This is a genomic window from Pseudomonas flavocrustae, from assembly GCF_029872515.1.
In the GTDB taxonomy this organism is placed as follows: Bacteria; Pseudomonadota; Gammaproteobacteria; order Pseudomonadales; family Pseudomonadaceae; genus Chryseomonas; species Chryseomonas aestiva.
This window is the reverse complement of sequence record NZ_JAPDIQ010000001.1, coordinates 648,286-672,331: the sequence shown is the minus strand read 5'-3', so window position 1 is coordinate 672,331 and position 24,046 is coordinate 648,286. Positions and strand designations below refer to the sequence as shown.

General features: G+C 67.5%; 23 protein-coding genes and 1 tRNA gene. 6 read left to right on the top strand and 18 right to left on the bottom strand.

The window, feature by feature from the left end:
* The first annotated feature begins 74 nt into the window (after window positions 1-74).
* Complete coding sequence (locus OMP44_RS03160; RefSeq protein ID WP_280306394.1) at window positions 75-2,180, top strand: NAD(P)-binding protein; 2,106 nt, start codon at window positions 75-77, stop codon at window positions 2,178-2,180.
* Here OMP44_RS03160 and OMP44_RS03155 read toward each other — a convergent pair.
* The 10 genes from OMP44_RS03155 to ccmA are packed head-to-tail and all read right to left on the bottom strand — an operon-like array spanning window position 2,106 to window position 9,817.
* Window positions 2,106-3,002 (bottom strand): hypothetical protein, encoded by an 897-nt coding sequence (locus OMP44_RS03155; protein ID WP_280306393.1) that lies wholly within the window; start codon window positions 3,000-3,002, stop codon window positions 2,106-2,108. The two genes, OMP44_RS03160 and OMP44_RS03155, sit on opposite strands and share 75 nt — an antisense overlap.
* 35 nt (window positions 3,003-3,037) lie before the next feature.
* The gene (gene ccmI / locus OMP44_RS03150; protein WP_280306392.1) at window positions 3,038-4,222 is read right to left on the bottom strand and encodes a c-type cytochrome biogenesis protein CcmI; all 1,185 of its coding nucleotides are present in this window, start codon (window positions 4,220-4,222) and stop codon (window positions 3,038-3,040) included.
* Window positions 4,216-4,674 (bottom strand): cytochrome c-type biogenesis protein, encoded by a 459-nt coding sequence (locus OMP44_RS03145; protein WP_133861103.1) that lies wholly within the window; start codon window positions 4,672-4,674, stop codon window positions 4,216-4,218. Before OMP44_RS03145 ends, ccmI begins: the two co-directional genes overlap by 7 nt.
* The gene (locus tag OMP44_RS03140) at window positions 4,671-5,204 is read right to left on the bottom strand and encodes a DsbE family thiol:disulfide interchange protein (RefSeq protein WP_280306390.1); all 534 of its coding nucleotides are present in this window, start codon (window positions 5,202-5,204) and stop codon (window positions 4,671-4,673) included. Before OMP44_RS03140 ends, OMP44_RS03145 begins: the two co-directional genes overlap by 4 nt.
* Window positions 5,204-7,165, bottom strand: coding sequence for a heme lyase CcmF/NrfE family subunit (locus OMP44_RS03135; RefSeq protein ID WP_280306388.1), 1,962 nt, complete (start codon window positions 7,163-7,165; stop codon window positions 5,204-5,206). Before OMP44_RS03135 ends, OMP44_RS03140 begins: the two co-directional genes overlap by 1 nt.
* The gene (gene ccmE / locus OMP44_RS03130; protein WP_280306386.1) at window positions 7,162-7,617 is read right to left on the bottom strand and encodes a cytochrome c maturation protein CcmE; all 456 of its coding nucleotides are present in this window, start codon (window positions 7,615-7,617) and stop codon (window positions 7,162-7,164) included. Before ccmE ends, OMP44_RS03135 begins: the two co-directional genes overlap by 4 nt.
* Window positions 7,614-7,790: a heme exporter protein CcmD gene (gene ccmD, locus OMP44_RS03125; RefSeq protein ID WP_280306385.1), complete on the bottom strand. Its 177-nt coding sequence runs from the start codon at window positions 7,788-7,790 to the stop codon at window positions 7,614-7,616. The genes ccmE and ccmD overlap by 4 nt, the downstream gene beginning before the upstream one ends.
* Window positions 7,787-8,533: a heme ABC transporter permease gene (locus OMP44_RS03120; RefSeq protein WP_133861108.1), complete on the bottom strand. Its 747-nt coding sequence runs from the start codon at window positions 8,531-8,533 to the stop codon at window positions 7,787-7,789. Before OMP44_RS03120 ends, ccmD begins: the two co-directional genes overlap by 4 nt.
* A 10-nt stretch (window positions 8,534-8,543) precedes the next feature.
* Entirely contained in the window at window positions 8,544-9,215 is a 672-nt protein-coding gene (ccmB, locus tag OMP44_RS03115; protein ID WP_280306383.1) for a heme exporter protein CcmB, read from the bottom strand.
* Window positions 9,212-9,817 carry a cytochrome c biogenesis heme-transporting ATPase CcmA gene (ccmA, locus tag OMP44_RS03110; protein WP_280306382.1) on the bottom strand — a complete coding sequence of 202 codons (606 nt, stop codon included), beginning with the start codon at window positions 9,815-9,817 and terminating at the stop codon, window positions 9,212-9,214. Before ccmA ends, ccmB begins: the two co-directional genes overlap by 4 nt.
* 107 nt (window positions 9,818-9,924) lie before the next feature.
* Here ccmA and fliK point away from each other — a divergent pair, with 107 nt between their 5' ends.
* Both fliK and OMP44_RS03100 read left to right on the top strand, forming a co-directional pair.
* On the top strand, window positions 9,925-11,499 hold the full coding sequence (gene fliK / locus OMP44_RS03105) for a flagellar hook-length control protein FliK (protein WP_280306380.1): 1,575 nt from the start codon (window positions 9,925-9,927) through the stop codon (window positions 11,497-11,499).
* On the top strand, window positions 11,496-11,810 hold the full coding sequence (locus OMP44_RS03100) for an EscU/YscU/HrcU family type III secretion system export apparatus switch protein (RefSeq protein WP_133861112.1): 315 nt from the start codon (window positions 11,496-11,498) through the stop codon (window positions 11,808-11,810). The genes fliK and OMP44_RS03100 overlap by 4 nt, the downstream gene beginning before the upstream one ends.
* A gap of 421 nt (window positions 11,811-12,231) precedes the next feature.
* Here OMP44_RS03100 and mazG read toward each other — a convergent pair whose 3' ends face one another.
* The 5 genes from mazG to OMP44_RS03075 form a co-directional block, all read right to left on the bottom strand.
* Entirely contained in the window at window positions 12,232-13,077 is an 846-nt protein-coding gene (mazG, locus tag OMP44_RS03095; protein WP_187979699.1) for a nucleoside triphosphate pyrophosphohydrolase, read from the bottom strand.
* Window positions 13,078-13,145: 68 nt separating this feature from the next.
* Entirely contained in the window at window positions 13,146-15,386 is a 2,241-nt protein-coding gene (gene relA / locus OMP44_RS03090; protein ID WP_208691702.1) for a GTP diphosphokinase, read from the bottom strand.
* A gap of 63 nt (window positions 15,387-15,449) precedes the next feature.
* The gene (gene rlmD / locus OMP44_RS03085; RefSeq protein ID WP_280306375.1) at window positions 15,450-16,814 is read right to left on the bottom strand and encodes a 23S rRNA (uracil(1939)-C(5))-methyltransferase RlmD; all 1,365 of its coding nucleotides are present in this window, start codon (window positions 16,812-16,814) and stop codon (window positions 15,450-15,452) included.
* Window positions 16,801-17,700, bottom strand: a complete 900-nt coding sequence (gene cysM, locus OMP44_RS03080) for a cysteine synthase CysM (RefSeq protein ID WP_007158967.1) — start codon at window positions 17,698-17,700, stop codon at window positions 16,801-16,803. Before cysM ends, rlmD begins: the two co-directional genes overlap by 14 nt.
* 80 nt (window positions 17,701-17,780) lie before the next feature.
* Window positions 17,781-18,671 carry an alpha/beta hydrolase gene (locus OMP44_RS03075; RefSeq protein WP_178118384.1) on the bottom strand — a complete coding sequence of 297 codons (891 nt, stop codon included), beginning with the start codon at window positions 18,669-18,671 and terminating at the stop codon, window positions 17,781-17,783.
* A gap of 211 nt (window positions 18,672-18,882) precedes the next feature.
* Here OMP44_RS03075 and OMP44_RS03070 point away from each other — a divergent pair, with 211 nt between their 5' ends.
* A complete protein-coding gene (locus OMP44_RS03070) occupies window positions 18,883-21,651 on the top strand; it encodes a response regulator (RefSeq protein ID WP_133861116.1) in 2,769 nt (922 codons plus the stop codon).
* Between the two features lie 4 nt (window positions 21,652-21,655).
* Here the strand turns inward: OMP44_RS03070 and dinB are convergent, their stop codons facing one another.
* The 3 genes from dinB to OMP44_RS03055 all read right to left on the bottom strand — a co-directional run bounded on the left by dinB (window position 21,656) and on the right by OMP44_RS03055 (window position 23,430).
* Window positions 21,656-22,753: a DNA polymerase IV gene (dinB, locus tag OMP44_RS03065; RefSeq protein WP_187979703.1), complete on the bottom strand. Its 1,098-nt coding sequence runs from the start codon at window positions 22,751-22,753 to the stop codon at window positions 21,656-21,658.
* A 93-nt stretch (window positions 22,754-22,846) separates the two neighbouring features.
* Window positions 22,847-23,080, bottom strand: coding sequence for a hypothetical protein (locus tag OMP44_RS03060; protein WP_017642220.1), 234 nt, complete (start codon window positions 23,078-23,080; stop codon window positions 22,847-22,849).
* Between the two features lie 23 nt (window positions 23,081-23,103).
* Window positions 23,104-23,430, bottom strand: coding sequence for a hypothetical protein (locus tag OMP44_RS03055; RefSeq protein ID WP_280306370.1), 327 nt, complete (start codon window positions 23,428-23,430; stop codon window positions 23,104-23,106).
* 171 nt (window positions 23,431-23,601) lie between these two features.
* Between OMP44_RS03055 and OMP44_RS03050 the strand changes: the two genes are divergently transcribed.
* Window positions 23,602-23,748, top strand: a complete 147-nt coding sequence (locus OMP44_RS03050) for a hypothetical protein (protein WP_280306368.1) — start codon at window positions 23,602-23,604, stop codon at window positions 23,746-23,748.
* Between the two features lie 90 nt (window positions 23,749-23,838).
* Window positions 23,839-23,915: transfer RNA gene (locus tag OMP44_RS03045), tRNA-Met, on the top strand.
* The last annotated feature ends 131 nt before the right edge of the window (window positions 23,916-24,046 follow it).

Genomic DNA, 24,046 nt, shown 5'->3' with positions numbered 1-24,046 from the left:
AAGTGATATTACCCTAGCCATCATCTGGCTTACGTCCACTGGCGCAACAATTTGCACACTTCGGAGCAATACGCATGGACGCTGTACCTTCTGTCCGCAAGATCGCCATCTTGGGCGGCGGCGTGTCCGCCGTCACCACCGCCTTTCGTCTTACTAGTGAGCCCAACTGGCAGGACCGTTACCAGATCACCCTGTACCAGCAGGGCTGGCGTCTCGGCGGCAAGGGGGCCAGCGGACGCAAGGCGACCGACCACCAGCGCATCGAGGAACATGGCATCCATGTCTGGTTCGGCTTCTACTACAATGCCTTCCACAGCCTGAGGCAGTGCTACGAGGAACTGGACCGGCCTGCCGGCGCGCCCCTGGCGACCCTCGACGAGGCTTTCTTCCCGCATTCCCATACCGCCTTCGCCGATGCCTTCCAGGGACAGTGGACCACCTGGCCCATCGATACCCTGGCCCTGCCCGGCAAGCCCGGCGAGGGCTGGAATCCCAAGCCCTTCATGGCGGCCCTCGGCGATCTGCTGGAGTGGTTGCTGCGGCTGGGCGAGGTGGACGACACCCCGGCCGCCACCGCGCCAGGCGGCCTGTTCGCCCGGCTGCGCGCTCACTGCCGTGAGGAATTGCAGGAGCTGGCCCTCAAAGAGGCGGAGCACCAGTTGCAGCAGGCCCGCACGGCGCTGCCCGACGGCGTCGACCATCCCGTGCTGCTGGCGTTGCTGCGCAGGCTCCGCGGCCTGCTCGGCGACATCCTGCACGACCGCAGCCAGACCCACGTCAAGGCCCACCGGCTGTGGCTGCTGATGGATTTCGGCCTGACCGTGCTGATCGGCATGCTCGCCGACGAGGTCTATGCCAAGGGCTTCGCAGCGCTCAACGAAGAGACTTTCCAGGCCTGGCTGAGCCGGCACGGCGCCAGCGCCGCGACCCTGGACAGCGCGGTGCTCAAGTCCCTGCACGGCGGCATCTTCGCCTATCGCGACGGCGACCTCGCCCAGCCCGACGTCGAGGCCGGCACCGTGCTGCGTGCCGCCCTGCTGGCCCTGACCACGGCCAAGGGCTCCTTCATCTGGCGCATGCAGGCCGGCATGGGTGATGTGGTCTTCGCGCCTTACTACGAGGTGCTCGCCCGCCGTGGCGTGGACTTCCGCTTCTTCCACCAGGTCACCGCCATCGAAGCCGCCGACGACGGTCAGGGACCACGGGTGACGCGCCTGCAGATCCAGCGCCAGGTCACCCTCAAGGGCGACGCCTACCAACCGCTGGTGGACGTCAAGGGTCTGCCCTGCTGGCCTTCGGCGCCGCTGTACGAGCAGCTCGACGAGCAGATCGCCCGGGAGCTGCAGGACGGCCAGATCAATCTGGAATCCAACTGGAGCGGCTGGCAGGGCGTCGAGCAGCTGGAGCTGCAGGTCGACCGCGACTTCGACGAGGTGGTGCTGGGGATCTCCGTGGCCGGCCTGGCCGACCTCGCCCCCAGTTTCTGCGCCCTGGACCCCGCATTCGCGCACATGACCCGGCAGGTGGCCACTGTCGCCACCCAGGCGGTACAGCTCTGGCAGAACCGCGACGCCTGGCAACTGGGCTGGAGTGGCTCGCCTCAGGGTGGGCAGGCGCCCGAGCTGCTGGGCTTCGCCGCCCAGGCGATGGACTCCTGGGCGGATGTCAGCTACCTGGTGGACCGCGAAGACTGGTCGAGCGGCACGCCGCCGGCGGACATCAGCTATTTCTGCGGGGTTTTCGCTGCCAAGGCTGCCCCGCCCATCGGCAAAAAGGATGACTATCCGCAGCAGGAGGCCGCCAAGGTGAAGCAGGCCTTCCTCGACCTCATGAACGGCAACCTGGGCGCCTACTGGCCGGCAGCCGTGACCCCGGCGGGCTATCGCTGGGACTTCCTGCTGGCGCCCGTCGAGGTCCAGGGACCAGCGCGCTTCGACTATCAATACTGGCGAGCCAACGTCGATCCCAGCGAGCGCTATGTGCAGAGCGTGGCCGGCAGCAGCCGCTATCGCCTGGCCACCGACGGCAGCGTCTGCCGCAACCTCTATCTGACCGGCGACTGGATCGACAACGGCTTCAACATGGGCTGCGTGGAGTCGGCGACCCTATCCGGCCTGCAGACCGCGCGTGCCCTGCTCGGTCACAGCGAGGTCCTGCCCGGCGAGGACGCCTTCCAGTAGCGCCACCGCCTGGACCGCTGCGCGCTCGGCGCAGCGCTCCACGGCAGGCGGATAGCACGGCGCGGTGCCATCCAGATAGTCCAGCAGCTCGGGCGCCTGGTTCCAGACCGCGGCCTCGCTGTAGAGGCGCGGCAATTCCAGCCGAATCCAGCCATCCATGAGGCGTACGCCCAGCTCCTCGATACCCAGCCCGTGGCCCTCGATCACCTCGCGATCCGCATCGGTGAGGGGATAGTGCGGCGGATAGAACTCGGCCAGGCTGACCAGCAACTTGACCGAAAAGCCGCGCGGATCGGCCAACAAGGCCCCCAGCTCGGCGAACAGCGTCGCCTCTTCCACCAGCGCCTGGGCGAACATCAGTCGGTAGAGGGTGATGTTGAGAAACAGCTGACCGACCTCATTCTCCGCGCGCGCGTCCGCCTGATGCAGGGCGAAGCCGGCCAGGATGGAGGCGTTGTGCGCCCGGTACCAGTGCCGCGGGGTGGGATCGGCGATGAAGGTCAGCCAGCAGCGCGTGGGATAGGGCGCCTGGTCGCCGGGCAGCCCATGCTGCGCCAGGCAGCCGGCCAGCTCGGCCAGGTAGATGAAGTGCAGATTGACGTTGCGCCACCAGGCGCTGCCGGTTATGGGATCCAGGACACCGGCCTGGATTTCCCAGTCGAGAAAGGCCAGTTCCGAGTCGCCATAGCTCAGGCCGTCGTTGTCGGTATCGCCAAAACGCTGATAGAAGTCTTCGCGTACCGCTCGCCGCCAGGACGGGACGTTCTCGATCTGGCGACAGAGCTCGCTGGTCGCCGCGACGGCGTCTTCATAGGTGTACATGCCTTCCCTGCCCCGCATATCAAGATTCCGCCCGATCATGGCGCGATGGCATCAGCGGCTTCCACGCGCAATAGGCTGAACGCACTAGAAGAGAGCTCCAGTGGCGGTCCCTCATGCCGCCAGTCCCCCTTGAGCGGATCGCCGCCCCGGGCGATCACCACGACCGGTCGGATCTGTCGATGGTCGGACAGCTTGCGCTGGGGAAGCATGGCGTCGCGGTCATCCAGCCGCACCCGGCGGGGCAGATCGGCAACACTCAGCCGCCGCACCGCCAGCGGTGGGCCGGGTTGATCCACCGCCAGCGCCAGCACGAAGACACTGTCCTCGGGCCGCACCCGTTGCGCCACCGCGGGCGCCAGACTGACCTCCACGTCCAGCCCGGGCGTGGTCAGCGCCTGACCGGCGGCCCGCGCCGCCGTCTCCGCCCGGGCGACGCCTTGGGCGAGGGTGTCGCGCAGGGGATCCCCTGGTGGCAGCACGGCGACCAGGCGCTGCCAGTAGCCGGCCGCCTTGGCGTAGGCTCCTCGTTCGTAGGCGGCCATGCCCAGCAGACCCAGGGTGGTGGGCTCGCCAGGATTGGCGGCCAGGGCTTCGTCGGCCAGGGCCTGGGTGCGCGCATCCAGCTGACGCCCTGCGGCGAAGAAACGGGCCTGGGCCAGTTGCCCGAGGACTTCCGCGCGCCGGCCATCGCGCTGGATGACCTGCTCGAAGGCGGCCACGGCATCCTGGTAGCGACCCAGGCCGGCATAGGCCCGTGCCAGCAGATACCAGTTGTCGGTCGCCTGGGGTTGCAGTCGCGTCGCCGCTTGCAGGTCGGCCAGCAGCGCCTGGGGCGAAGCCGGCGCCGCGGCGAGGCGCTGGCTCAGCTGCAGCGCCGGCCAGGCGCCGAGCAGCAGATAGAGCCCCAGGGCCAGGGCCGGGCCGCCCAGGGCGACCGCGATACCCAGGCGCCGGCCGTAGCGCGGCGGCGAAGAGCCCTCAACCGGACTGTCGGCGAGCAGGCTGCGGCCCGCCTCGGCTTCGGCCAGCGCCAGCGCCTGGGTGTCCAGTTCCCCCCGTGCGGCCCGCGCCCGGGCATCGGCCAGGCGTTCCTGATAGAGCGAGCGATTGAGCACCGCCCGCTGGTCCGCCAGGACGCGTCCACCGCGCAGTAGCGGCACGAGCAGGATCAGCACCGCCAGGATCAGCAGCAGTCCCGCCAGCCCCCAGAAGGTCAGCATCCTGGCTCCTCCTCCTCGGCCTGCAGCGCGGCCAGTCGCTGGCGTTCGGCGTCGCTCAGCGTCTGCTCCGGGCGGCGGCGGCGCGTCAGGACCAGCAGCAGCCCGGCGCCACCCAGCAGACCCAGACCTGGCAGCAGCCAGAGCAGCAGGGTGCGACCCTCGAAGGGCGGCCGATAGCGGATGAATTCGCCATAGCGCTGCTCCAGGTGGGCGACGATCTCGTCATCGTTCTGCCCGGCCGCCATCAGGCGCTGGATCTCGCGGCGCAGATCGCCGGCGATGGGCGCATTGGAATCGGCCAGGTCCTGGTTCTGGCACTTGGGACAGCGCAATTCGCGGGTCAGCGCCTGGAAGCGCGCGCGTTCGGCGTCGTCGCGAAAGCCATAGGGGTCGATGGCCGCGTGGCTCAGGGTCGACCAGACCAGCAACAGCAGCAGCCAGCCGACCCTCATGGCGTCGCCACCAGGGCCCGGTAGCGCGGCCCGAGGTCGGTGTCCCAGACACGCTGATCGATTACCCCGACATGGCGATAGCGCACCACGCCGCGGGCATCGATGAGAAAGGTCTCCGGCGCGCCATAGACACCCAGGTCCAGCCCCAGCCGCCCTTCGTCGTCACGGATATCGAGCTGGTAGGGATCGTGGAATTCCGCCAGCCAGCGGCGGGCGCTGGCCTGGTCGTCCTTGTAGTTGACGCCATGGATCACCACGCCCTCGGCCTTGAGGCGAGTGAGCACCGGATGCTCTTCCCGGCAGGCTACGCACCAGGTGCCCCAGACATTGACCAGCGCCGGGCGGCCGAGCAGATCCTCCCGGGTGAACAGTCGTTGGTCCTGTACGCCCGGCAGCGAGAACGCCGGAAACGGCTGGCCGACCAGCGCCGACGGCAGGGCCTGGGGATCGCGATAGAGTCCGCGAAAGAGCAAGCCGGCCAGCACCAGGAAGGCCAGCAGTGGCAGGCAGAGCAACAGGCGACGACGCATCAGGCGGACTCCGCGGCAGCGGCAGGGGAAGAGGATCGCCGGCGGCGATAGCGCGGATCGGCCAGGGCCAGCAGGCCACCCAGGGCGGTGAGCAGGCCACCGAGCCAGATCAGTCGGACGAAGGGCTTGATCTGCAGGCGCACGGCCCAGGCGCCCTGCCACAGCGGCTCGCCGAGGGCCACATAGAGATCGCGGGTCAGGCCGGCGTCGATGGCGGCTTCGGTCATCACCGCGCCGCTGGCCAGGTAGCGGCGTTTTTCCGGGGTCAGCAGGGCGACCACCCGCCCCTCGCGCTCGACCTGCAGCAGGGCGCGTTCGGCGGTGAAATTGGGCCCCTCGTAATGCTGGGTGCCGGCGAAGCCGAAGCGATAGCCCTGGAGTTCGACGTGCTCGCCCGGCGCCAGGCGCAGATCGCGTTGCACATCCAGCTGACTGGCCAGCACCACCCCCAGGGCCAGCACCGCCAGCCCCAGGTGGGCCAGGTGCATGCCCCAGTAGCTGCGTGGCTGACCGCGCAGGCCGCGGCGCCAGCCCAACGCCACCACCTTGCCCAGCACGTCGCGCAGCGCGGTCAGCAGGATCCAGGCCGCCAGCGCCAGCACCGCCAGGATCGCCGCCCTGGGCTGGTCCAGCCACCAGCCGGCCAGCCCCGCCAGGACGGCGCACGCCAGCAGGACGGGCGCCAGCAGGCGCACCAGCCAGCGCCCCGGACTGCTTTTCCAGCGCACCAGCACCCCGATGCCCAGGGCCAGCATCAGCAGCGCCATCAGCGGCACGAACAGCAGGTTGAAATAGGGCGGCCCCACCGACAGCTTGGCCCCGGTCAGGCTGTCGATGATCAAGGGATAGAGAGTACCGAGCAGGACCGTAGCGGCGGCGGTCACCAGGATCAGGTTGTTGACCAGCAGCAGCGCCTCGCGGGAGGCCAGGCTGAAGGCCGCCGACCCGCCGAGCGCCGGCGCGCGCCAGGCGAACAGCGCCAGCGAACCGCCGACCACCAGCAGCAGGAAGGCCAGGATGAAGACGCCGCGGGTGGGATCGCTGGCGAAGGCATGCACCGAGGTCAGCACCCCCGAGCGCACCAGAAAGGTCCCCAGCAGGCTGAGCGAAAAGGCGGCGATGGCCAGCAGCACCGTCCAGCCCTTGAACAGGCCGCGCTTCTCGGTCACCGCCAGGGAGTGCAGGAGCGCCGTGCCCACCAGCCAGGGCATGAAGGAGGCGTTTTCCACCGGATCCCAGAACCACCAGCCGCCCCAGCCCAGCTCGTAGTAGGCCCACCAGGAGCCCAGCACGATGCCGCAGCCGAGAAAGGCCCAGGCCAGCAGCGTCCAGGGCCGTGCCCAGCGCGCCCAGGCGGCGTCCAAGCGCCCTTCCAGCAAAGCCGCCAGGGCGAAGGCGAAGGCCACCGAGAAACCGACATAGCCCATGTACAGCATGGGCGGATGCAGGATGAGCCCCGGGTCCTGCAGCAGCGGATTGAGGTCGTTGCCCTCCCGCGGAAATTGCGGCAGCAGGCGCGCGAAGGGATTGGAAGTGGCCACCAGGAAGGTCAGGAATCCCGTGGCCACCAGCCCAAGGATGCTCAGCACCCGCGCCAGCAGGGCCTGGGGCAAGGACCGCGAACAGCACGCCACCGCCAGACTCCAGCCCGCCAGGATCAGCGCCCACAGCAGCAGGGACCCCTCGTGGGCGCCCCAGGTGGCGCTGACCTTGTAGTACCAGGGCAGGCGACTGTTGGAGTTGGCCGCCACATAGGCCACCGAGAAGTCGTCCTGCAGAAAGGCCCAGGTCAGGGCGGCGAAGGCCAGTGCCAGGAACAGCCACTGGCCGAGGGCGGCCGGGCGCGCCAGGCGCATCCAGTCGGCCTGGCCGCGCCAGGCGCCCAGCAGTGGCAGGGTGCCCTGCACCAGGGCCATGATGAGCGCCAGCAGCAGGCAGAGTTGCCCCAGTTCCGGGATCATGGCGTCGGCCTCGCGCCGTCCAGCGGTCGCCCGGCCTGGCGCAACGCCTGGCTCACCTCGGGCGGCATGTATTTCTCGTCGTGCTTGGCGAGGATCTGATCGGCGACCAGACGCCCCTGGTCGTCGAGGCGGCCCAGGGCCACCACGCCCTGCCCTTCGCGGAACAGATCCGGCAGGATGCCGGTATAGTTCACCCGCACCTCCTGCTGGAAGTCGGTGATGACGAAAGTCACCGCCAGGGAATCCGCGGCGCGTACCAGGCTGCCCTTCTCCACCATGCCGCCGGCGCGGATGCGGGTGGCGGGCGGCGCCTCGCCCCGGGCGATCTGGCTCGGGGTATAGAAGAGGTTGATGTTCTGCTGCAGGGCGCTGAGGGCCAGCGCCGCCGCGCCCCCTACGCCCAGCAACAGCAGCAGGATCCACAGCAGCCGACGACGACGGACCGGATTCATGGCCGCCGCTCCCGCCGGCAGCGCTGGCGCAACGCCCGCTGCAGTCGGCGACGCGCCTGCCAGCCGTGCAGCAGCAGACCGCCGAGGATGACCAGGGTCAGGCCGAAGGCCGGCCAGACGTAGAGGCCGTAGCGGCCCATGCCCAGGACCTGCGCCCATTCCACTCCGCTCACGCGCCCTCCTCGCCCAGTTCCAGGCGTACCCAGCGACTGCGCCACTCGCGCCTGAGCACCTCCAGGCGCATCCGCTGCAGCAAGACGCCAGCGAAGAACAGATAGAACGCCAGCACCATCACCAGCAGTGGCAGCCACATGGCGGCGGGCATCGGTGGCCGCGCCACCAGGCTGAAGGTGGCCGGCTGGTGCAGGGTGCTCCACCACTCCACCGAATACTTGATGATCGGCAGATTGACCGAGCCCACCAGGGCCAGGATGGCGCAGGCACGGGCGGCGCTCTCGCGATGCTCGATGGCCTGCCCCAGGGCGATCACCCCCAGATAGAGAAACAGCAGCACCAGCATCGAGGTGAGCCGGGCGTCCCAGATCCACCAGGTGCCCCAGGTGGGAATGCCCCACAGCGACCCCGTGGCCAGGGCGATCACCGTCATCCAGGCGCCGATCGGCGCGGCCGCGCGCAGGGCCACGTCGGCCAGCTTGAGACGCCAGACCAGGCCGATGGCTCCGGCGACCGCCAGCAGCAGATAGCAGGACTGCGCCAGAAAGGCTGCCGGCACATGCACATAGATGATGCGAAAGCTGTCGCCCTGCTGGTAGTCCGGCGGGGCCAGGAACAACCCCCACACCAGACCCACGGCCAGCAGCACCCCGGCCAGCGCCAGGCAGGGTCCCTGCAGGCGGCCGGCCAGGCGATAGAAGATGGCGGGAGAGCCCAGGCGGTGCAGCCAGGTCCAGTTCATGTCGTCCTCGTCATTGGGCCGCGCCGATGCGCAGGCCGGCGGCGACCGCCAGGGGCGCCAGGGTCAGGGCCAGCAGGGTCAGGCAAGCCAGCCAGAGCAGCAGCCCCGTCACCGGCAGGCCAAGACGCGCCGCGTCCAGGGTGCTGGCGCCCAGGATCAGCACCGGGATCTGCAGCGGCAGGTTGAGCAGCGCCAGCAGCAGCCCGCCACGGGCCAGACCCACGGTGAGGGCCGCCCCTATGGCACCGATCAGGGTCAGGGCCAGACTGCCCAGGGTCAGGGCCGCCAGGGTCGCCGGCAGGGCCGCGGCGGGCAACCCCAGCATCAGCGCCAGTAGCGGCGTCAGGGCCACCAGGCCGAGGCCGGCGAAGCACCAGTGCACCAGCAGCTTGAGCAGCACCAGCAGCGGCAAGGGCTGGGGTGCCAGCAGCCAGAGCTCCAGCGAGCCATCCTGCCAGTCGCTGCGAAACAGGGCTTCCTGGCCAAGCAGCAATGCCAGCAGCAGTGCTATCCACAGGAGGCCTGGTGCCAGGGCGGCCAGCTGCTGGCTATCGGGACCCAGCGCCAGGGGAAAGAGGGTCACTACCAGGGCATGGAAGGCCAGGGGCGTGAGCCACAGCGCCGGACGGCGACAGGCCAGGCGCCCTTCGCGCCTGAGGAAGGCCAACCAGGCGCCGCTCATCGGCCACCGTCCAGCCAGAGCAGCCGATGCCCTTCGGGAACGACCTCCAGTTCGCGGTGACTGGTCAGCACCAGGGCGCCGCCTGCCGCGCAATGGGCGCGCAGGCGCGCTTCCAGCTGCCTGCAGGTGCTGGCGTCGAGGGCGGTGAAGGGTTCGTCCAGCAGCCAGAGCCGCGGTGGTTCGGGCAACTGGAGCCGGGCCAGGGCAACGCGGCGACGCTGACCGGCCGACAACTGCCCACAGGGCTCGTCCGCCCAGTCGGCCAGGCCTACCGTTGCCAGGGCGACCCGGCAGGCCTCATTGGTGGTCGGGCGCCACAGATTGGCCAGACTGTGGAGATTTTCCACCGCCGTCAGCCCCTCGGCGATGCCGGGCGCGTGGCCTAGCCAGAGCAGTTCGGCCGCGGCGGGCCGGCGCACCTTACCCGCATCCGCCGGCAGAAGTCCCGCCAGGATGCGCAGCAGGCTGGTCTTGCCACTGCCGTTGACGCCCCCGATCCGCAGCGACTCGCCCGCTGCCACGCTCAGACTCAGGTCGTCGAACAGCAGGCGACCGCCCCGTTCGCAACGGAGCGCGACGGCGTCGAGCAGGGGCTGATTCAAGACAGGGGATCTCACGGCACTAAAGTCGGTCGGGCGCTGGCCGTTAACCCGGCACACGCCCTTGAAGGCGCGCCATTATACACAGGCGATTCCACCGGACCTGCCCGATGACTTCCATCTCCGCGATCCAACCCAGCGTCGGCGTCACGCCCGCCCTGCCCGTCCGGGCCGCGGCGGCGCAGGCATCGGACGCGGGTGCGCAGATCCTGCAGGCCCTGCAATTCCTCGACGACCTGATTCCGCCCGGCAGCACCGCGACCGCCGAGGTACTCGCCACCCGTCCGGCCGGCCAGAGCTTCCAGTTCCTGCTGCAACTGCAGCTGGCCGAGGGCGGCAGCGTCCTGCTCACCACCCAGAGTCCGACCAACAACCTGCCGGTGGGCAGTCAGTTGCTGGTGAGCACCCTCGGCTCCACCCAGCTGGCGGTGCTGCTGCAGAGCCTGGAGGGCGACGCACCACCGCCGCCGCTGCAGCAGCTGGATCTGCGCCAGCTGCCGGTGGGCACGACCCTGCAATTGCGGGTGCTGAGCAGCCTGCTACAACAGCCGCCCGGCGCAACGCCCACCTACGAGGTGATCGCCAAGGCCCTGAGTTCCACTCTCGAAGGTCGCCAGCTCAAGCTGGAATCGCCCCGCCCGGTACCGGTGGGCAGTCTGCTGACCGTGGTGATCAAGGACAGCCAGGAGGTCACGGTGCTGCCCATGGCGCAACGCCTCGACCAGCTCGACATCGATCGCCAGCTGCAGGGCCAGGGGCAGCGCCAGCTGTCGATGAATGCCCTGCTGCAATGGCTGGAGGACGTCCCTGAAACTGAGCTACCACCGTCGGTGGGCGCGGCGCTCAAGTCCCTGCTGGCCAATCTGGAAACCACCGAGGCCCTGGGCACGCCCCAGGGCTGGGCCCGCGCCCTGGCGCGCAGTGGCCTGCAACTGGAGCAGCAATTGCTGGATCGCGGCGGTCCCGATCTCCAGGAGGACTTCAAGGCCAACCTGCTGCGCCTGGTGGATCGCCTGCTGGCCAGCGTGCCGGGCGAGGCCCTGCGCAATCCCCAGGTCGCGATCCAGACCGCCCAGCAGAATCTGCCCGATGCCCTGCGCCGGGCGCTGGGGGACGCCGCCACCGCCAGTCGCCAGCCCACCGCCCTGGACTTTCCCCTGGGCGAACGCGATGGTCGCGGCCTCAGTGCCGCCAACGCCGAACTCGATGAATTGCTGCAACTGGCCACGGGCGTCATCGCCCGCCTGCAGACCCACCAGCTGGCCAGCCTGGCCCAGACCCAGGTCCTGCCCGATGGCTACTACCTGTCCACCTGGCAGACCGAGATTCCCTGGCGCGATGGCGAGCGCCTCGGCGCGGTGCAGGTGCGCTTCCAGGAAGAACGACCACCGCCGGATAACCGTGGTGAAGCCCGCGACAGCCTGTGGAAGGTGGAACTGGCCTTCGACCTGGCGCCGCTGGGCCCGCTGCAGGTGCGGGCGCAATTGGCCAGCGGCCGGCTGTCGAGCGAATTCTGGGCGGAAAAAGGCGCCACCGCGACGCTGATCGATACCGAATTGCCCCATCTGCGCGACCGCCTGCTGGCGGCCGGCTTCGTGGTCGGCGACCTCAGCAGCCGCCAGGGCCGTCCCGCACGCCATCCGCGCACCACCCTCGAACAACGCTGGATCGACGACACCGCATGAGTACAACCGCCGCCCGCCAGGCCATCGCGCTGTCCTATGACGGCAGCAGCGCCCCCATCCTCTCCGCCAAGGGCGATGCCGAACTGGCCGAACTCATCCTGGCCACGGCCCGGGAGCACGAGGTGCCTATCTACGAGAACGCCGACCTGGTGCGCATCCTGGCGCGCCTGGAACTGGGCGCCGAGATCCCCGAGGCGCTCTATCGCACCCTGGCCGAGATCATCGCCTTCGCCTGGCACCTCAAGGGCAAGTGCCCGGCGCATCTGGCCGACCAGCCGGATCTGTCGCCGGGTTGGGAAAGGATGCCGTAGGAATCGGTCCTCACGGCCATGGCGGCACGCCGATGCGGCCGGGGCCAGTAGGAACGGCCCATGGCCGCGATCTGCCGTGTAGCCTGGATAACGGCGCAGCCTTATCCACCCTTCGAGTCGGCCTGTCCGTGGAAAACGCCATGCGGTTTTCCACGCTACGGCTGATCGCGATCTTGCCGCGGCTGATGGAGATGAACGCCCACTCGGACAGCCCCCTCTCCCTCCCGGAGAGCGTTGGGGTGAGGGTGCCCCCGGCAGTCACTCCCAGCGAAAAACGCTGCGCGGTTTTCCACGCGACGACACTACGAATCGTTTTATCGTGGCCATAGGCCGCTCCTACGGGGAATGATGCGCTTGCAAGAGCGCCCACATCGGTGGACCGCCATGACCGCGATCAAGCAATCCAGCCAGCGGAATCGACCTACCCCCGCCGCAACGAATGCCCGACGGCACCCTTCTCGGCCACCTTGGCGGCGTCCCAGAGTGCATCCATCTCTTCCAGGCTGGCTTCCTGGGGCGTTCTGCCCTGAGCGTTCAGGCCTTCCTCGATATAGCGAAAGCGCAGCTCGAACTTGGCGTTGGCCTGGCGCAGGGCGTCCTCGGCGTCGACCTGCAGGTGCCTCGCCAGATTGACCATCACGAATAGCAGATCGCCGACCTCTTCCGCCACCTGGGCAGCCTGACCGTTCGCCATGGCCTCGCGCACCTCGTCCAGTTCCTCCTGGATCTTGGCCACCACCGACATGGCGTCGGCCCAGTCGAAGCCGACATTGGCCGCACGCTTCTGCAGCTTGGCCGCACGGCTCAGGGCCGGCAGCGCGGCCGGCACGTCATCCAGCAGCGAGAGCTGCTCCGGCGCCGCGGCCTTTTCCGCGCGCTCCTCGGCCTTGATTTCTTCCCAGCGGCGCTTGATGGTCGCCTCGTCCAGTCGCGGCAGGTCGAGCGGGCCATGCAGGTCGCCGTCGGGAAAGACATGGGGATGGCGCCGTACCAGCTTGCGGGTGATGCCATCGACCACCTGGGCGAAGTCGAAATGGCCATCCTCGCGACCCAGCTGGCTGTAGTAGACAACCTGGAACAGCAGATCGCCCAGCTCGTCGCGCACCTGCGGGAAATCCCGCCGGGCGATGGCGTCGGCGACCTCGTAGGCCTCTTCCAGGGTGTGGGGCACGATGCTGGCGTAGTCCTGGCGCAGATCCCAGGGGCAGCCGTGTTGCGGATCGCGCAACCGGGCCATGAGGTGCAGCAGATCGTCGAGCTGGTACATGGATGAATCCTGTTACTGGAAAAGAACGAGGCGCCAGGAGGCGCCTCGTGGGGTCGTCGTCACATCTCTCAGGCAGCGCGATTGCGCCGGGCTTCGATGATGTTGGGCAGCTGGGAGATGCGCCCGAGCAGGCGGCCGAGGGCGTCCAGGCCGGGGATCTCGATGGTCAGCAGCATATTGGCGGTGTTTTCCTCGCGATTGGAGCGGGTATTCACCGCCAGCACGTTGATCCGCTCGTTGAGCAGGATCTGCGAGACATCGCGCAGCAGACCGGAGCGGTCGAAGGCCTTGATCACGATGTCGACCGGATAGGTCTGCACCGGCACCGGGCCCCAGCTCACCTGGATGGTCCGCTCCGGCTCGCGACTGGCCAGCTGCAGGGCGTTGGCGCAATCCTGCCGGTGGATGGTCACGCCACGGCCGAGGGTGATGTAGCCGACGATGGCATCGCCCGGCACCGGCTGGCAGCAGCCGGCGATCTGGGTGAGCAGGTTGCCTACCCCCTGGATCTGCACATCGCCACGCTTGCCCGGCTTGTTGGTGGGCTTGCGCGGCAAATGATCGAGGGTGTCGAGGCCCTTGTCCGGCTCCACCAGCTGCTGGGCGGCGTGCATCACCTGGGCCAGGCGCAGATCGCCGGCGCCCAGGGCCGCGAGCATGTCCTCGGCACCTTTGTAGTTGACCTTCTCAGCCAGGGTGTTGAAGTCCACCGGCGGCAGTGCCAGGCGCGACAGCTCGCGCTCGACCATGGCCTTGCCGGCGGCCACGTTCTGATCGCGCGCCTGGAACTTGAACCAGTGGACGATCTTGGCTCGGGCCCGCGAGGTGTTGACGTAGCCAAGGTTGGGGTTGAGCCAGTCGCGGCTGGGCGAGCCCTGCTTGCCGGTGATGATCTCCACCTGCTCGCCGGTCTGCAGCTGGTAGTTCAGCGGCACGATGCGGCCGTTGATCTTGGCCCCGCGGCAGTTGTGGCCGATCTCGGTGTGCACCCGATAGGCGAAGTCCAGCGGCGTCGCGCCCTTGGGCAGGTCGATGGCGTGGCCGTCGGGGGTGAAGACGTAGACCCGGTCCGGCTCGATGTCGACCCGCAGCTGATCGGCCAGGCCGCCGATGTCGCCCAGCTCCTCGTGCCATTCCAGCACCTGGCGCAGCCAGGAGATCTTTTCTTCGTAGTGGTTGGAGGCCGACTTGACGTCGGTTCCCTTGTAGCGCCAGTGGGCGCAGACGCCCAGTTCGGCCTCTTCGTGCATGGCGTGGGTGCGGATCTGCACCTCCAGCACCTTGCCCTCCGGACCGATCACCGCAGTATGCAGGGAACGGTAGCCGTTCTCCTTGGGATTGGCGATATAGTCGTCGAACTCGCGGGCAATATGCCGCCACAGGGTATGCACGATGCCCAGCGCGGTATAGCAGTCACGCACCTCAGGCACCAGAACCCGCACGGCGCGCACGTCGTAGATCTGGCTGAATTCCAGGCCCTTGCGCTGCATCTTCCGCCAGATGGAATAGATGTGCTTGGCGCGCCCGCTGAGGTCGGACTTGATGCCGGTGGCGGTGAGCTCGTCACGCAGCTGCTGCATGACGTCGGCGATGTACTGCTCGCGATCCAGCCGCCGTTCATGCAGCAGGGTCGCGATCTGCTTGTACTGCTGGGGCTCCAGGTAGCGGAAGGACAGGTCCTCCAGCTCCCACTTGATATGGCCGATGCCCAGCCGGTGGGCCAGGGGCGCGTAGATGTCGGCGACCTCGCGGGCCACCCGGTTGCGGCGCTCTTCGGTGGCGTTCTTGACCGCGCGGATGGCGCAGGTGCGCTCGGCCAGCTTGATCAGGGCCACGCGCACGTCGTCGACCATGGCCACCAGCATGCGGCGCAGGTTGTCGACCTGGGTCTGGCTGCCCAGCACCATGGACTTGCGCGGATTGAGACTCTCGCTGATCGCCGCCATGCGCAGCACGCCTTCGATCAGCTTGGCCACCACCGGCCCGAAATGCTCGGCCGCCGACTCCAGGGTCGCCTTGCCCTCGCGCACCGCCCGGTAGACGATGGCGGCGATCAGGCTGTCCTGATCCAGCTTGAGGTCGGCCAGGATCTCCGCCATCTGCAGGCCGGTATGGAAACTGGAGGTCCCCTCCGCCCAGGTGTGCTCCACCTGGCCGGAATTCTCTTCCGCCGTGCGGGCGAAGCCGCAGGCGTCCAGCAAGGCCTCGCGATCGAGATTCGGATCCACGCTCTGGATATGATCCAGCCAGGCGTGGAGGTTGATGCTGCCATCGACGTTGACTGGCTGATGCGCTCTGACCTGTACCATCTACCCCTTCCTCACGGCGTAGCCTTCTCGCCGGATTGGCTCGCATCGGTTGGCGAGCCGTCGTTACCCGGGCATCCTGCCCGCTTCGAACAGCACCATGGCTTCCACATGGGCGGTCTGCGGGAACATGTCGAGAATGCCCGCTCTTGTCATGCGATAGCCCTGTCGGACCAGCTCCCCGGCATCCCGTGCCAGGGTGGCCGGATTGCAGGAGACGTAGACCAGCCGCCCGATACCCAGGCCGCTGAGCTGCCGAACCACTTCCAGCGCACCGTCGCGCGGCGGATCCAGCAGGGCCAGCGAATGGCTGCCCAGATCGGCGGGTAGCGGGTTCGACAGATCCACCTGTAGAAAGTGCGCGTTGCCGATGCCGTTGTCACGTGCATTTTGTATTGCCCGGGATGTCATCGCCGCGACCCCTTCGATACCGGTGACGGCCGCTGCCTGCCGCGCCAGCGGCAGGGCGAAGTTGCCCAGCCCGGAGAACAGATCGAGCACCCGGTCGTCCGCCGTCGGCGCCAGCCAGTCCAGCGCCTGGGCGACCATGGCCTCGTTGATGGCGGCATTGACCTGGACGAAGTCGCCCGGCTGATAGGCCAGGGTCAGGTCCCAGGACGCCAGCCGGAAGCCCAGCCTAGCATCAGCCTGATCCGGCTGCGGCTCGCCCTTGCCCTGCCACCAGAGCTGGACGCCAGCCGCCGCGCAGAAGTCGCGCAGGCGCGCCTGGTCGCCCGGCAGCAGCGCCCGGGTATGGCGCACCAGCATGGCCGTTGCCGTGCCCTGGAAGAGCTCCACATGACCGATCGCCTGGGGCTGTTCCAGCCCGCTCAGCAGGTCAGGCAACGCGGGCAGCAATGGCTGGAGTTCCGGCACCAGTACCAGGCAGTCGTCGGGGGTGACGATGTCCTGGCTGGCCTCGGCGCGAAAGCCCACTTCCAGGCGACTCTGGCGTTCGTCCCAGCGCACCGCGATGCGGGCGCGGCGGCGATAGCCGAATTCGGGACCGACCATGGGCGCGGCCCAGGCCAGCGGCTGCACCCCGGCCAGACGGCGGAATTGCTCGGCCAGGGCTTCCTGCTTGAGGGTCAGCTGATCGGCATGGGGCAGGTGCTGCAGGGTGCAACCGCCGCAGCGGTCGGCCACGCTGCAGGGTGGTGTACGCCGCAACGGACTGGCCTCCAGCACCCGGAGGGTACGGGCCTCGACCACCTGACTGCGGGCGCCGAGCACCCGCGCCTCGACCTGCTCGCCCGGCAGGGCGCCGGCGACGAACCAGGTCCGCCCGCCTTCGCGCGCGATGCCACGCCCGTCATGGGACAGGCGCTCGATGCCCAACAGCTGCCGCTTGCCGGTCGGTACCCCGGTCGCCCGGGCGCCACCGGCCGGTTGAAAGCGCAGTCCGCCGCCGCCTCGCTTAGCGCGCGTCATAGACGCCGGTCGACAGGTAGCGATCGCCTCGGTCACAGATGATCGCGACGATCACCGCATTGTCCACTTCCCGGGCGATGCGCAGGGCGCCCGCCACCGAACCGCCGGACGACACGCCGCAGAAGATGCCTTCTTCCCGCGCCAGGCGACGCATGGTGTCTTCGGCTTCCTGCTGACCCATGTCGATGATGCGATCCACGCGGCTGGCCTCGTAGATCTTCGGCAGATAGGCCTCCGGCCAACGGCGGATGCCGGGGATGGCCGCGCCCTCCTCCGGCTGCAGACCGACGATCTGCACCTTGGGATTCTGCTCCTTGAGGTAGCGCGAGGTGCCCATGATGGTCCCGGTGGTGCCCATGGAGCTGACGAAATGGGTGATGCTGCCATGTGTCTGGCGCCAGATCTCCGGCCCGGTCCCCAGGTAGTGGGCCACCGGATTGTCGCCATTGCCGAACTGGTCGAGCACCTTGCCGCGGCCTTCGGCCTGCATGCGGGTGGCCAGATCCCGCGCGCCTTCCATGCCGTCTTCCCGACTGACCAGGATCAGCTCGGCGCCATAGGCGGTCATGGCCGCCTTGCGCTCGGCGCTGGAGTTGTCGGGCATGATCAGGATCATGCGGTAGCCCATGATGGCGGCGGCCATCGCCAGGGCGATCCCGGTATTGCCGGAGGTGGCTTCGATGAGGGTATCGCCGGGCTGGATGTCGCCACGGGCCTCGGCCTGGCGGATCATCGAAAGCGCCGGGCGGTCCTTGACCGAACCCGCCGGGTTGTTGCCTTCCAGCTTGAGCAGCACGGTACTGCGGGTGTCGCCGGCCAGGCGCTGCAGGCGCACCAGCGGCGTGTTACCGATGCAATCGGCGATGGTGGGATAGTGCAGACTCATGAATCAGCTCGTTCCGCCAGGGGTGAAAGCCTTCCATGATACTCCCAAAGCCTCGCCGACCCTACCCATCCGGCGCTTGGCTAGGGCCGGCGGGTGGCGGCGCCGTCGCTGGCCACCTCCAGGGCGGCGGGCAGGCTCAGCGACAGAATGCCCTCCGGCCCCAGGTTGGGCTGCACCTGGGGGGTCACCTGCATCCCCGGCAGTCCACCCAGGCGCTCGGCCAGTCGCCTGGCGGCATCGGGGGCGACCTTGCGGGTCAGGTCCTCGGTACCGGAATACAGCCAGAGCTGTACCGGCCGGGCGCCGCCCACGCCCTGGAATTCCTCTGCCCGCTTGAGGATGTAGCCCTGCTGCCAGCCATAGGCGACATCGCTCGCCACGTAGCGCTGGAAGGCCTGCGGCTGCCGATAGAGGGTGTCGAGCACGAACAGTCCGCCGTAGCCATGGCCCCAGAGGGTCTGGCGATTGGGGTCCACCGGCACGCTCTGGGTCAGTAGCGGCTTGATGCGTTGCTCGATCAGGTCGAGAAAGGCCCGCGAGCCTCCCGCCGGCCAGTCCTTGCGCACATCGTCGCGCGTGCGGCCATTGCCCACCGCCGGGGTGTAATCGTAGGTGCGCTCCTGCATGGCGTCCGCGGCATCGGCGTAACCAATGGCCACCAGCACCGGCGCGCTCTTCAGCTTATGGGGGGACAGCCAGACATCCTGCAGTTGCGCCAGGGCGGCATCGCCGTCGAGCAGGAACAGCGCGGGATACCCCATCATCGGCGCCGGCTGCTTGGGAATGCCGATATAGACCCGATAGCGGCGCTTGCCGTCCGCCGAGTCGAGCAGGTGCGTCTCGAAGCTGTAGTACATCGACCCCCGCTCCACCAGGGTGGTCTTCTTCGGCTCCTGGGCCTGGCTCGACGCCATCCAGCCGGTCCCCAGCAACAGGGCGCCCGCCAGCATCAGACTGCAACTCTTCTTCAAAGGATCTCCTCGAACACGACCGCACCGGAACGACCGGCAGTCCCTACCAGACCGCCGATGGAGTCAATGGTTGTGCACCCCGGCCAGGGACCGTGGCAGCCTTCGCGGATTTTCGCGAATCGGCGCGTCAGCGGGTGCGACCCCTTTCGCAAAGACTCTCTTTACATTTGGTAAAGGGGTTAGACTCGCCAATTTCCTCGGGGGACGCGCAGTGCTGGACGAATTGGGACTCAAGGGGCGCATCCTGCTGTTGAGCGTCCTCCCGACCTGCTGCATGGCGGCCCTGCTGGGGGTCTACTTCAGCTGGGTGCAGCTGTCCGACATGCGCAGCCAGCTCATCGAGCATGGCCAGCTGGTGGCCCAGCAGATGGCCCCGCTCATCGCCCCGGCCATGCGCACCGGCGACAACGACCAGCTCAACCGTATCGCCCAGCGCGCCCTCGACCAGGCCGATGTCCGGGCGATCAGTTTTCTGGATGCCGACGGCAACCTCCTCGCCCACGCCGGCCCCTCAATGACCGTGGAGCTCACCGGGCGCGACTACCAGACCATCAGCATGAGATCCGGGCTGGACATCACCCACTTCAACCTGCCGGTGCAGACCCATGATCTGCGCCTGACCCGCAGCGACGGCAGTCCGGCCACGCCCCAGACCCTGGGCTGGATCCAGCTCGAACTCTCCCATCACGCCACCCTGCTGCGCGGCTATCGCAACCTGGTGGCCGGCCTTCTGCTGATCCTGCTCGGCCTGGCCTTCACCGCCTTCATCGCGGTGCGCATGGGCCGCCGCATCAACCGGCCCCTGCAGGTGATCGCCCACGGCGTCAGCCAGTTGCAGGAAGGTCGCCTGGAGACGCGCCTGCCGACCCAGCTCGGCAGCCCCGAATTCGACGAACTGGCGACCGGTATCAACCGCATGGCCGAAGCCATGGAGAACGCCCAGTTCGAGATGCAGAACAACATCGACCAGGCCACCGAGGACGTCCGCCAGAATCTGGAAACCATCGAGATCCAGAACATCGAACTGGACCTGGCGCGCAAGGCGGCGCTGGAAGCCAGCCGCATCAAGTCGGAATTCCTGGCCAACATGAGCCACGAGATTCGCACCCCGCTCAACGGCATCATCGGCTTCACCAACCTGATGCAGAAAAGCGAGCTGACCCCGCGCCAGCAGGATTACCTGAGCACCATCCAGAATTCCGCCGAGAGCCTCCTGGGCATCATCAACGAGATCCTCGACTTCTCGAAGATCGAGGCCGGCAAGCTGGTGCTGGAGAATCTGCCGTTCAACCTGCGTGACATGATCCAGGACACCCTGACCATCCTGGCGCCCTCGGCCCATGAAAAGCACCTGGAGCTGGTCTGCCTGGTCTACCGCGACACACCGACCCACCTGGTCGGCGATCCGCAGCGTCTGCGCCAGGTGCTCACCAACCTGGTGAGCAATGCCATCAAGTTCACCCATTCCGGCACCATCGCCGTGCGCGCCATGGTCGAGGAAGAGACCGACGACCATGCCCAGCTGCGCATCAGCGTCCAGGACACCGGGGTCGGCCTCACCGACGAAGACCGGCAGATGCTGTTCCAGGCCTTCTCCCAGGCCGACAACTCCCTGACCCGGCAGGCCGGCGGCACCGGACTCGGCCTAGTCATCTCCAAGCGCCTGATCGAGCAGATGGGGGGCGAGATCGGCCTGGAGAGCATTCCCGGCGAGGGCTCGGAATTCTGGATCACCCTCAACCTGCCCAAGGCCCACGGCAGCGTCGAGAGCCACAAGCGCATCGCCCTGGCCGGTCGCCGCGTCGGCCTGGTGGAGCCCCACCCCCTCACCCGCCAGGCACTGCAGCACCAGCTGGAAGAATGCGGTCTGAGCGTGGAGCCGTTCGAGACCCTGGAGCAGCTCAGCGAAGCGGTCGCCCACCCGGCCTCCGGCAAGCTGCCGGTCAGCCTGGCGGTGCTCGGTGTCAGTGCCCGCAGCATTCCGCCGGATCTGCTCACCGAGCGCATCTGGGAACTGGGTCGCCAGGACTGCAATACCCTGGTCTATTGCCCCACCACCGACCAGGCGGTGTTCCACGCCTCCCTGCCCGATGTCCATTGCCAGCTGCACGCCAAGCCGGCCTGCAGCCGCAAGCTCGAGCAGGCGGTGGCCGAGCTGCTCAACCAGCGCCCGCAACGCAACGAGAGCGGCGGCCTGGGCATCACCGACCGCCCGCCGCGGCTGCTCTGCGTGGACGACAACCCGGCCAACCTGCTGCTGGTGGAAACCCTGCTGACCGATCTCGGCGCCCAGGTCACCGCGGTGGAGAGCGGCTACGCGGCGGTGGAAGCCGTCCAGCAGGAGCGCTTCGATCTGGTGTTCATGGACGTGCAGATGCCCGGCATGGACGGCCGCCAGGCCACCGAGGCGATCCGCGACTGGGAAGCCAGCGAAGGCGGCACCCCGGTGCCCATCGTCGCCCTTACCGCCCACGCCATGGCCAACGAGAAGCGCGCCCTGCTGCAGAGCGGCATGGACGACTACCTCACCAAGCCCATCAGCGATCGGCAGCTGGCCCAGGTCATCCTCAAGTGGACCGGCCTGCGCCTGCTGCACAGCTCGGCGCCCGAGGTCACCAGCCTCAACAGTGGTGGCCAGGACATTTCCACGCTGGCGGTGATGGATGCGGACGAAGGCCTGCGCCTGGCGGCCAACAAGCCGGATCTGGCCAAGGATCTCCTGAGCATGCTGCTCGCCTCCCTGGCGGCGGACCGTCAGGCCATTCGCCAGGCCCGCGAAGACGGTGACCGCATCGCCCTCATCGAGCGCGTCCACCGCCTGCATGGCGCCACCCGCTATTGCGGCGTACCCCAGCTCCGCGCCGCCTGCCAGCACAGCGAAACCCTGCTCAAGCAGGGCGCGCCGACCTCCAGTCCGGCGCTGGAAGAACTGGACGCGGCCATCGTCAATCTGTCCGCCCAGGCCAAGAGCCCACTCTAGCGGACTAGTCCTCGAACAGCCTCAGCTGCAGCGCCGCCTCGCGCAGATCGGTCAGGCGCACGCCCACCCCGAGCAGCCGTACCGGCCGATTGCCGCGCCGGTAGGCCTGCTCCAGCAGGCGCCGATAGCTGTCGAGATCACGACCGGCGCCCTGCTGTTCCAGGGTGGTCTGGGTGAAGTCGTGGAACTTGACCTTGATGAAGGGTCGCTCCGGGCGATAACGATCGGCCAGCCGCGTCAGCCGCTCTTCGAGCTTGGCCAGCAACTCGGGCAACTCCTGCGCACAGGCGGCGGCATCGGGCAGATCGCGGTCATAGGTGCGCTCCACGCTGGCCGATTGCCGCTGGCTGTCCACCTTGACCTGGCGCTCGTCGATGCCATGGGCCAGTGACCAGAGGCGCTCGCCGAAGCTGCCGAACTCGCGCAGCAGATCGAAGCGCGACCAGGTCTGCAGGTCGCTGCAGAGGACGATGCCGCGGCGCTTGAGCTTGTCGGCGGTGACCTTGCCCACGCCATGCAGCTTGGCCACCGGCAAGGCGGCGACGAAGTCGTCCACCTCGTGCGGGGCGATGACGAACAACCCGTTGGGCTTCTTCCAGTCGCTGGCGATCTTGGCGAGAAACTTGTTGGGCGCCACCCCGGCGGACACCGTGATGTTCAACTCCTGCCACACCCGCCTGCGGATATCACGGGCGATCAGGGTGGCGCTGCCGTTGAACAGCTCGCACTGGGTGACATCCAGATAGGCTTCGTCGAGTGACAGCGGCTCGATCAGCTCGGTGTAGTCCTGGAAGATGCCGTGGATCTGCCGTGATACCTCCTTGTAGACCTCGAAGCGTGGCTTGACGAACACCAGGTCGGGACAGAGCTTCTGCGCCTGGTGGGACGACATGGCGGAGCGCACGCCGAAGGCCCGGGCTTCGTAGTTGCAGGTGGCGACGACCCCACGACGATCAGGGGTCCCGCCTACCGCCAGCGGCTTGCCGCCCAGGCGCGGATCGTCGCGCATCTCGATGGACGCATAGAAGCAGTCACAGTCGACATGGATGATCTTGCGCTGGCGCTTGGGTGGGAGCTGGGCGGGAGGACTGTCCGGAGCCATGGAGAGAGATGCCGGGCCGGGCTTGGCGGCTGATTATCCGTACAGTAAGCCAAGACCGCCCGGATTTGTCCATGGCGGACGACGAATCGCCCGTTAACCGACGTCCTGCAGCAGGCGTTGCCGATGGACGACCTCTTCGCGCAGCTCATCGACCACCGCCTTGAGGTCATGAGCATGGTGCAGCTGATCGTAATAGAGGTGGCGCTCGGCGATCACGCCGTCGGGCGTGGTGATCATCAACCGCGCGAAATGCTCGCTGCGCTCGAAGAACTCGATGCGACCCAGGCCCTGGAGATGTTGGAGCAAGGTTTCCAGCAGCAGATTCATGGCGGCCCCTTGGACTTTCCTGGTCAAACGGTTCGGTCGCGCTGCCCATCGTCGAAAGGTGCACCCTCGTCGCCGGCGATGACGGTCCGATCTTCTATATGGCCGGAGCGAACATGACGGGACGTGGTGTCCAGCAATTCCTGCGCCGCAGCGCGGAGCATCTGCATGTCGTCGACGAGCAATTCGACTTTCTCCACGACCTGAAGTGCCATCTCCGACGCACCTTTGGCACTGCTGCCGGTAAGCGCCAGGGAAAGATTGCACAACTGGGCGACCAGTGTCGCTATATCGTGATCCATCACGCGCATGATGCGCTGATCCAGACGACTCGAATCCTGGGTAGGGTGCATGAGGTTCTCCATAACACCCATCGAGGATAGCACATGGCCACCACCTGCCCTGGCCCTTAGCGGCGTTTTGCTATCACCTTCTCACTTGATCGCGCAGGGGCCCTCATCGGGTTTCCGGACCCTTTGCCGGCTAGATGGGTCGACTGAGGACGTACCCCTAGGAGAACCCCCATGAAGCGCCCTCTACTCGTGTCCTCTGCCCTGCTCCTCAGCTTCATGCTGGGTGGCTGCTTCGATCGCGACCAATCTGATCAGCAGAACCGCTCCAGCGGCGAAAAGGCGTCGGTGCAGATGCAGAAAAGCGATGGCGACAAGTAGGCCCGTCCCTGCTTGGTAAATAAGCCTTTGATGAATATTAAATTTTTCCTTGACGAATTTTTTCTTGGCCCTATACTGAGCCACATCGGACGCGGGATGGAGCAGTCTGGTAGCTCGTCGGGCTCATAACCCGAAGGTCGTTGGTTCAAATCCAGCTCCCGCAACCAAATTCGAAAAAACCACTCTCTTGAGTGGTTTTTTTTTGCCCTGAATTTGACCCGGTTCAGATCCAGGCGGTGCGAACTCTGTGGCTACAAGAGCTACAAAGGTTGGTATAGAGCTTTTTTATCTGTACAAG

Coding starts and splice junctions, on each gene's coding strand:
- ccmE (WP_280306386.1), bottom strand. CDS start 7,617: ATGAATCCGGTCCGTCGTCGTCGGCTGCTGTGGATCCTGCTGCTGTTG.
- OMP44_RS03155 (WP_280306393.1), bottom strand. CDS start 3,002: ATGTACACCTATGAAGACGCCGTCGCGGCGACCAGCGAGCTCTGTCGC.
- OMP44_RS03145 (WP_133861103.1), bottom strand. CDS start 4,674: ATGAGGGTCGGCTGGCTGCTGCTGTTGCTGGTCTGGTCGACCCTGAGC.
- OMP44_RS03135 (WP_280306388.1), bottom strand. CDS start 7,165: ATGATCCCGGAACTGGGGCAACTCTGCCTGCTGCTGGCGCTCATCATG.
- OMP44_RS03060 (WP_017642220.1), bottom strand. CDS start 23,080: ATGAATCTGCTGCTGGAAACCTTGCTCCAACATCTCCAGGGCCTGGGT.
- dinB (WP_187979703.1), bottom strand. CDS start 22,753: ATGGCTCCGGACAGTCCTCCCGCCCAGCTCCCACCCAAGCGCCAGCGC.
- OMP44_RS03100 (WP_133861112.1), top strand. CDS start 11,496: ATGAGTACAACCGCCGCCCGCCAGGCCATCGCGCTGTCCTATGACGGC.
- OMP44_RS03050 (WP_280306368.1), top strand. CDS start 23,602: ATGAAGCGCCCTCTACTCGTGTCCTCTGCCCTGCTCCTCAGCTTCATG.
- OMP44_RS03120 (WP_133861108.1), bottom strand. CDS start 8,533: ATGAACTGGACCTGGCTGCACCGCCTGGGCTCTCCCGCCATCTTCTAT.
- OMP44_RS03055 (WP_280306370.1), bottom strand. CDS start 23,430: ATGCACCCTACCCAGGATTCGAGTCGTCTGGATCAGCGCATCATGCGC.
- fliK (WP_280306380.1), top strand. CDS start 9,925: ATGACTTCCATCTCCGCGATCCAACCCAGCGTCGGCGTCACGCCCGCC.
- OMP44_RS03140 (WP_280306390.1), bottom strand. CDS start 5,204: ATGCGTCGTCGCCTGTTGCTCTGCCTGCCACTGCTGGCCTTCCTGGTG.
- cysM (WP_007158967.1), bottom strand. CDS start 17,700: ATGAGTCTGCACTATCCCACCATCGCCGATTGCATCGGTAACACGCCG.
- relA (WP_208691702.1), bottom strand. CDS start 15,386: ATGGTACAGGTCAGAGCGCATCAGCCAGTCAACGTCGATGGCAGCATC.
- rlmD (WP_280306375.1), bottom strand. CDS start 16,814: ATGACGCGCGCTAAGCGAGGCGGCGGCGGACTGCGCTTTCAACCGGCC.
- OMP44_RS03160 (WP_280306394.1), top strand. CDS start 75: ATGGACGCTGTACCTTCTGTCCGCAAGATCGCCATCTTGGGCGGCGGC.
- ccmB (WP_280306383.1), bottom strand. CDS start 9,215: ATGAGCGGCGCCTGGTTGGCCTTCCTCAGGCGCGAAGGGCGCCTGGCC.
- ccmI (WP_280306392.1), bottom strand. CDS start 4,222: ATGCTGACCTTCTGGGGGCTGGCGGGACTGCTGCTGATCCTGGCGGTG.
- mazG (WP_187979699.1), bottom strand. CDS start 13,077: ATGTACCAGCTCGACGATCTGCTGCACCTCATGGCCCGGTTGCGCGAT.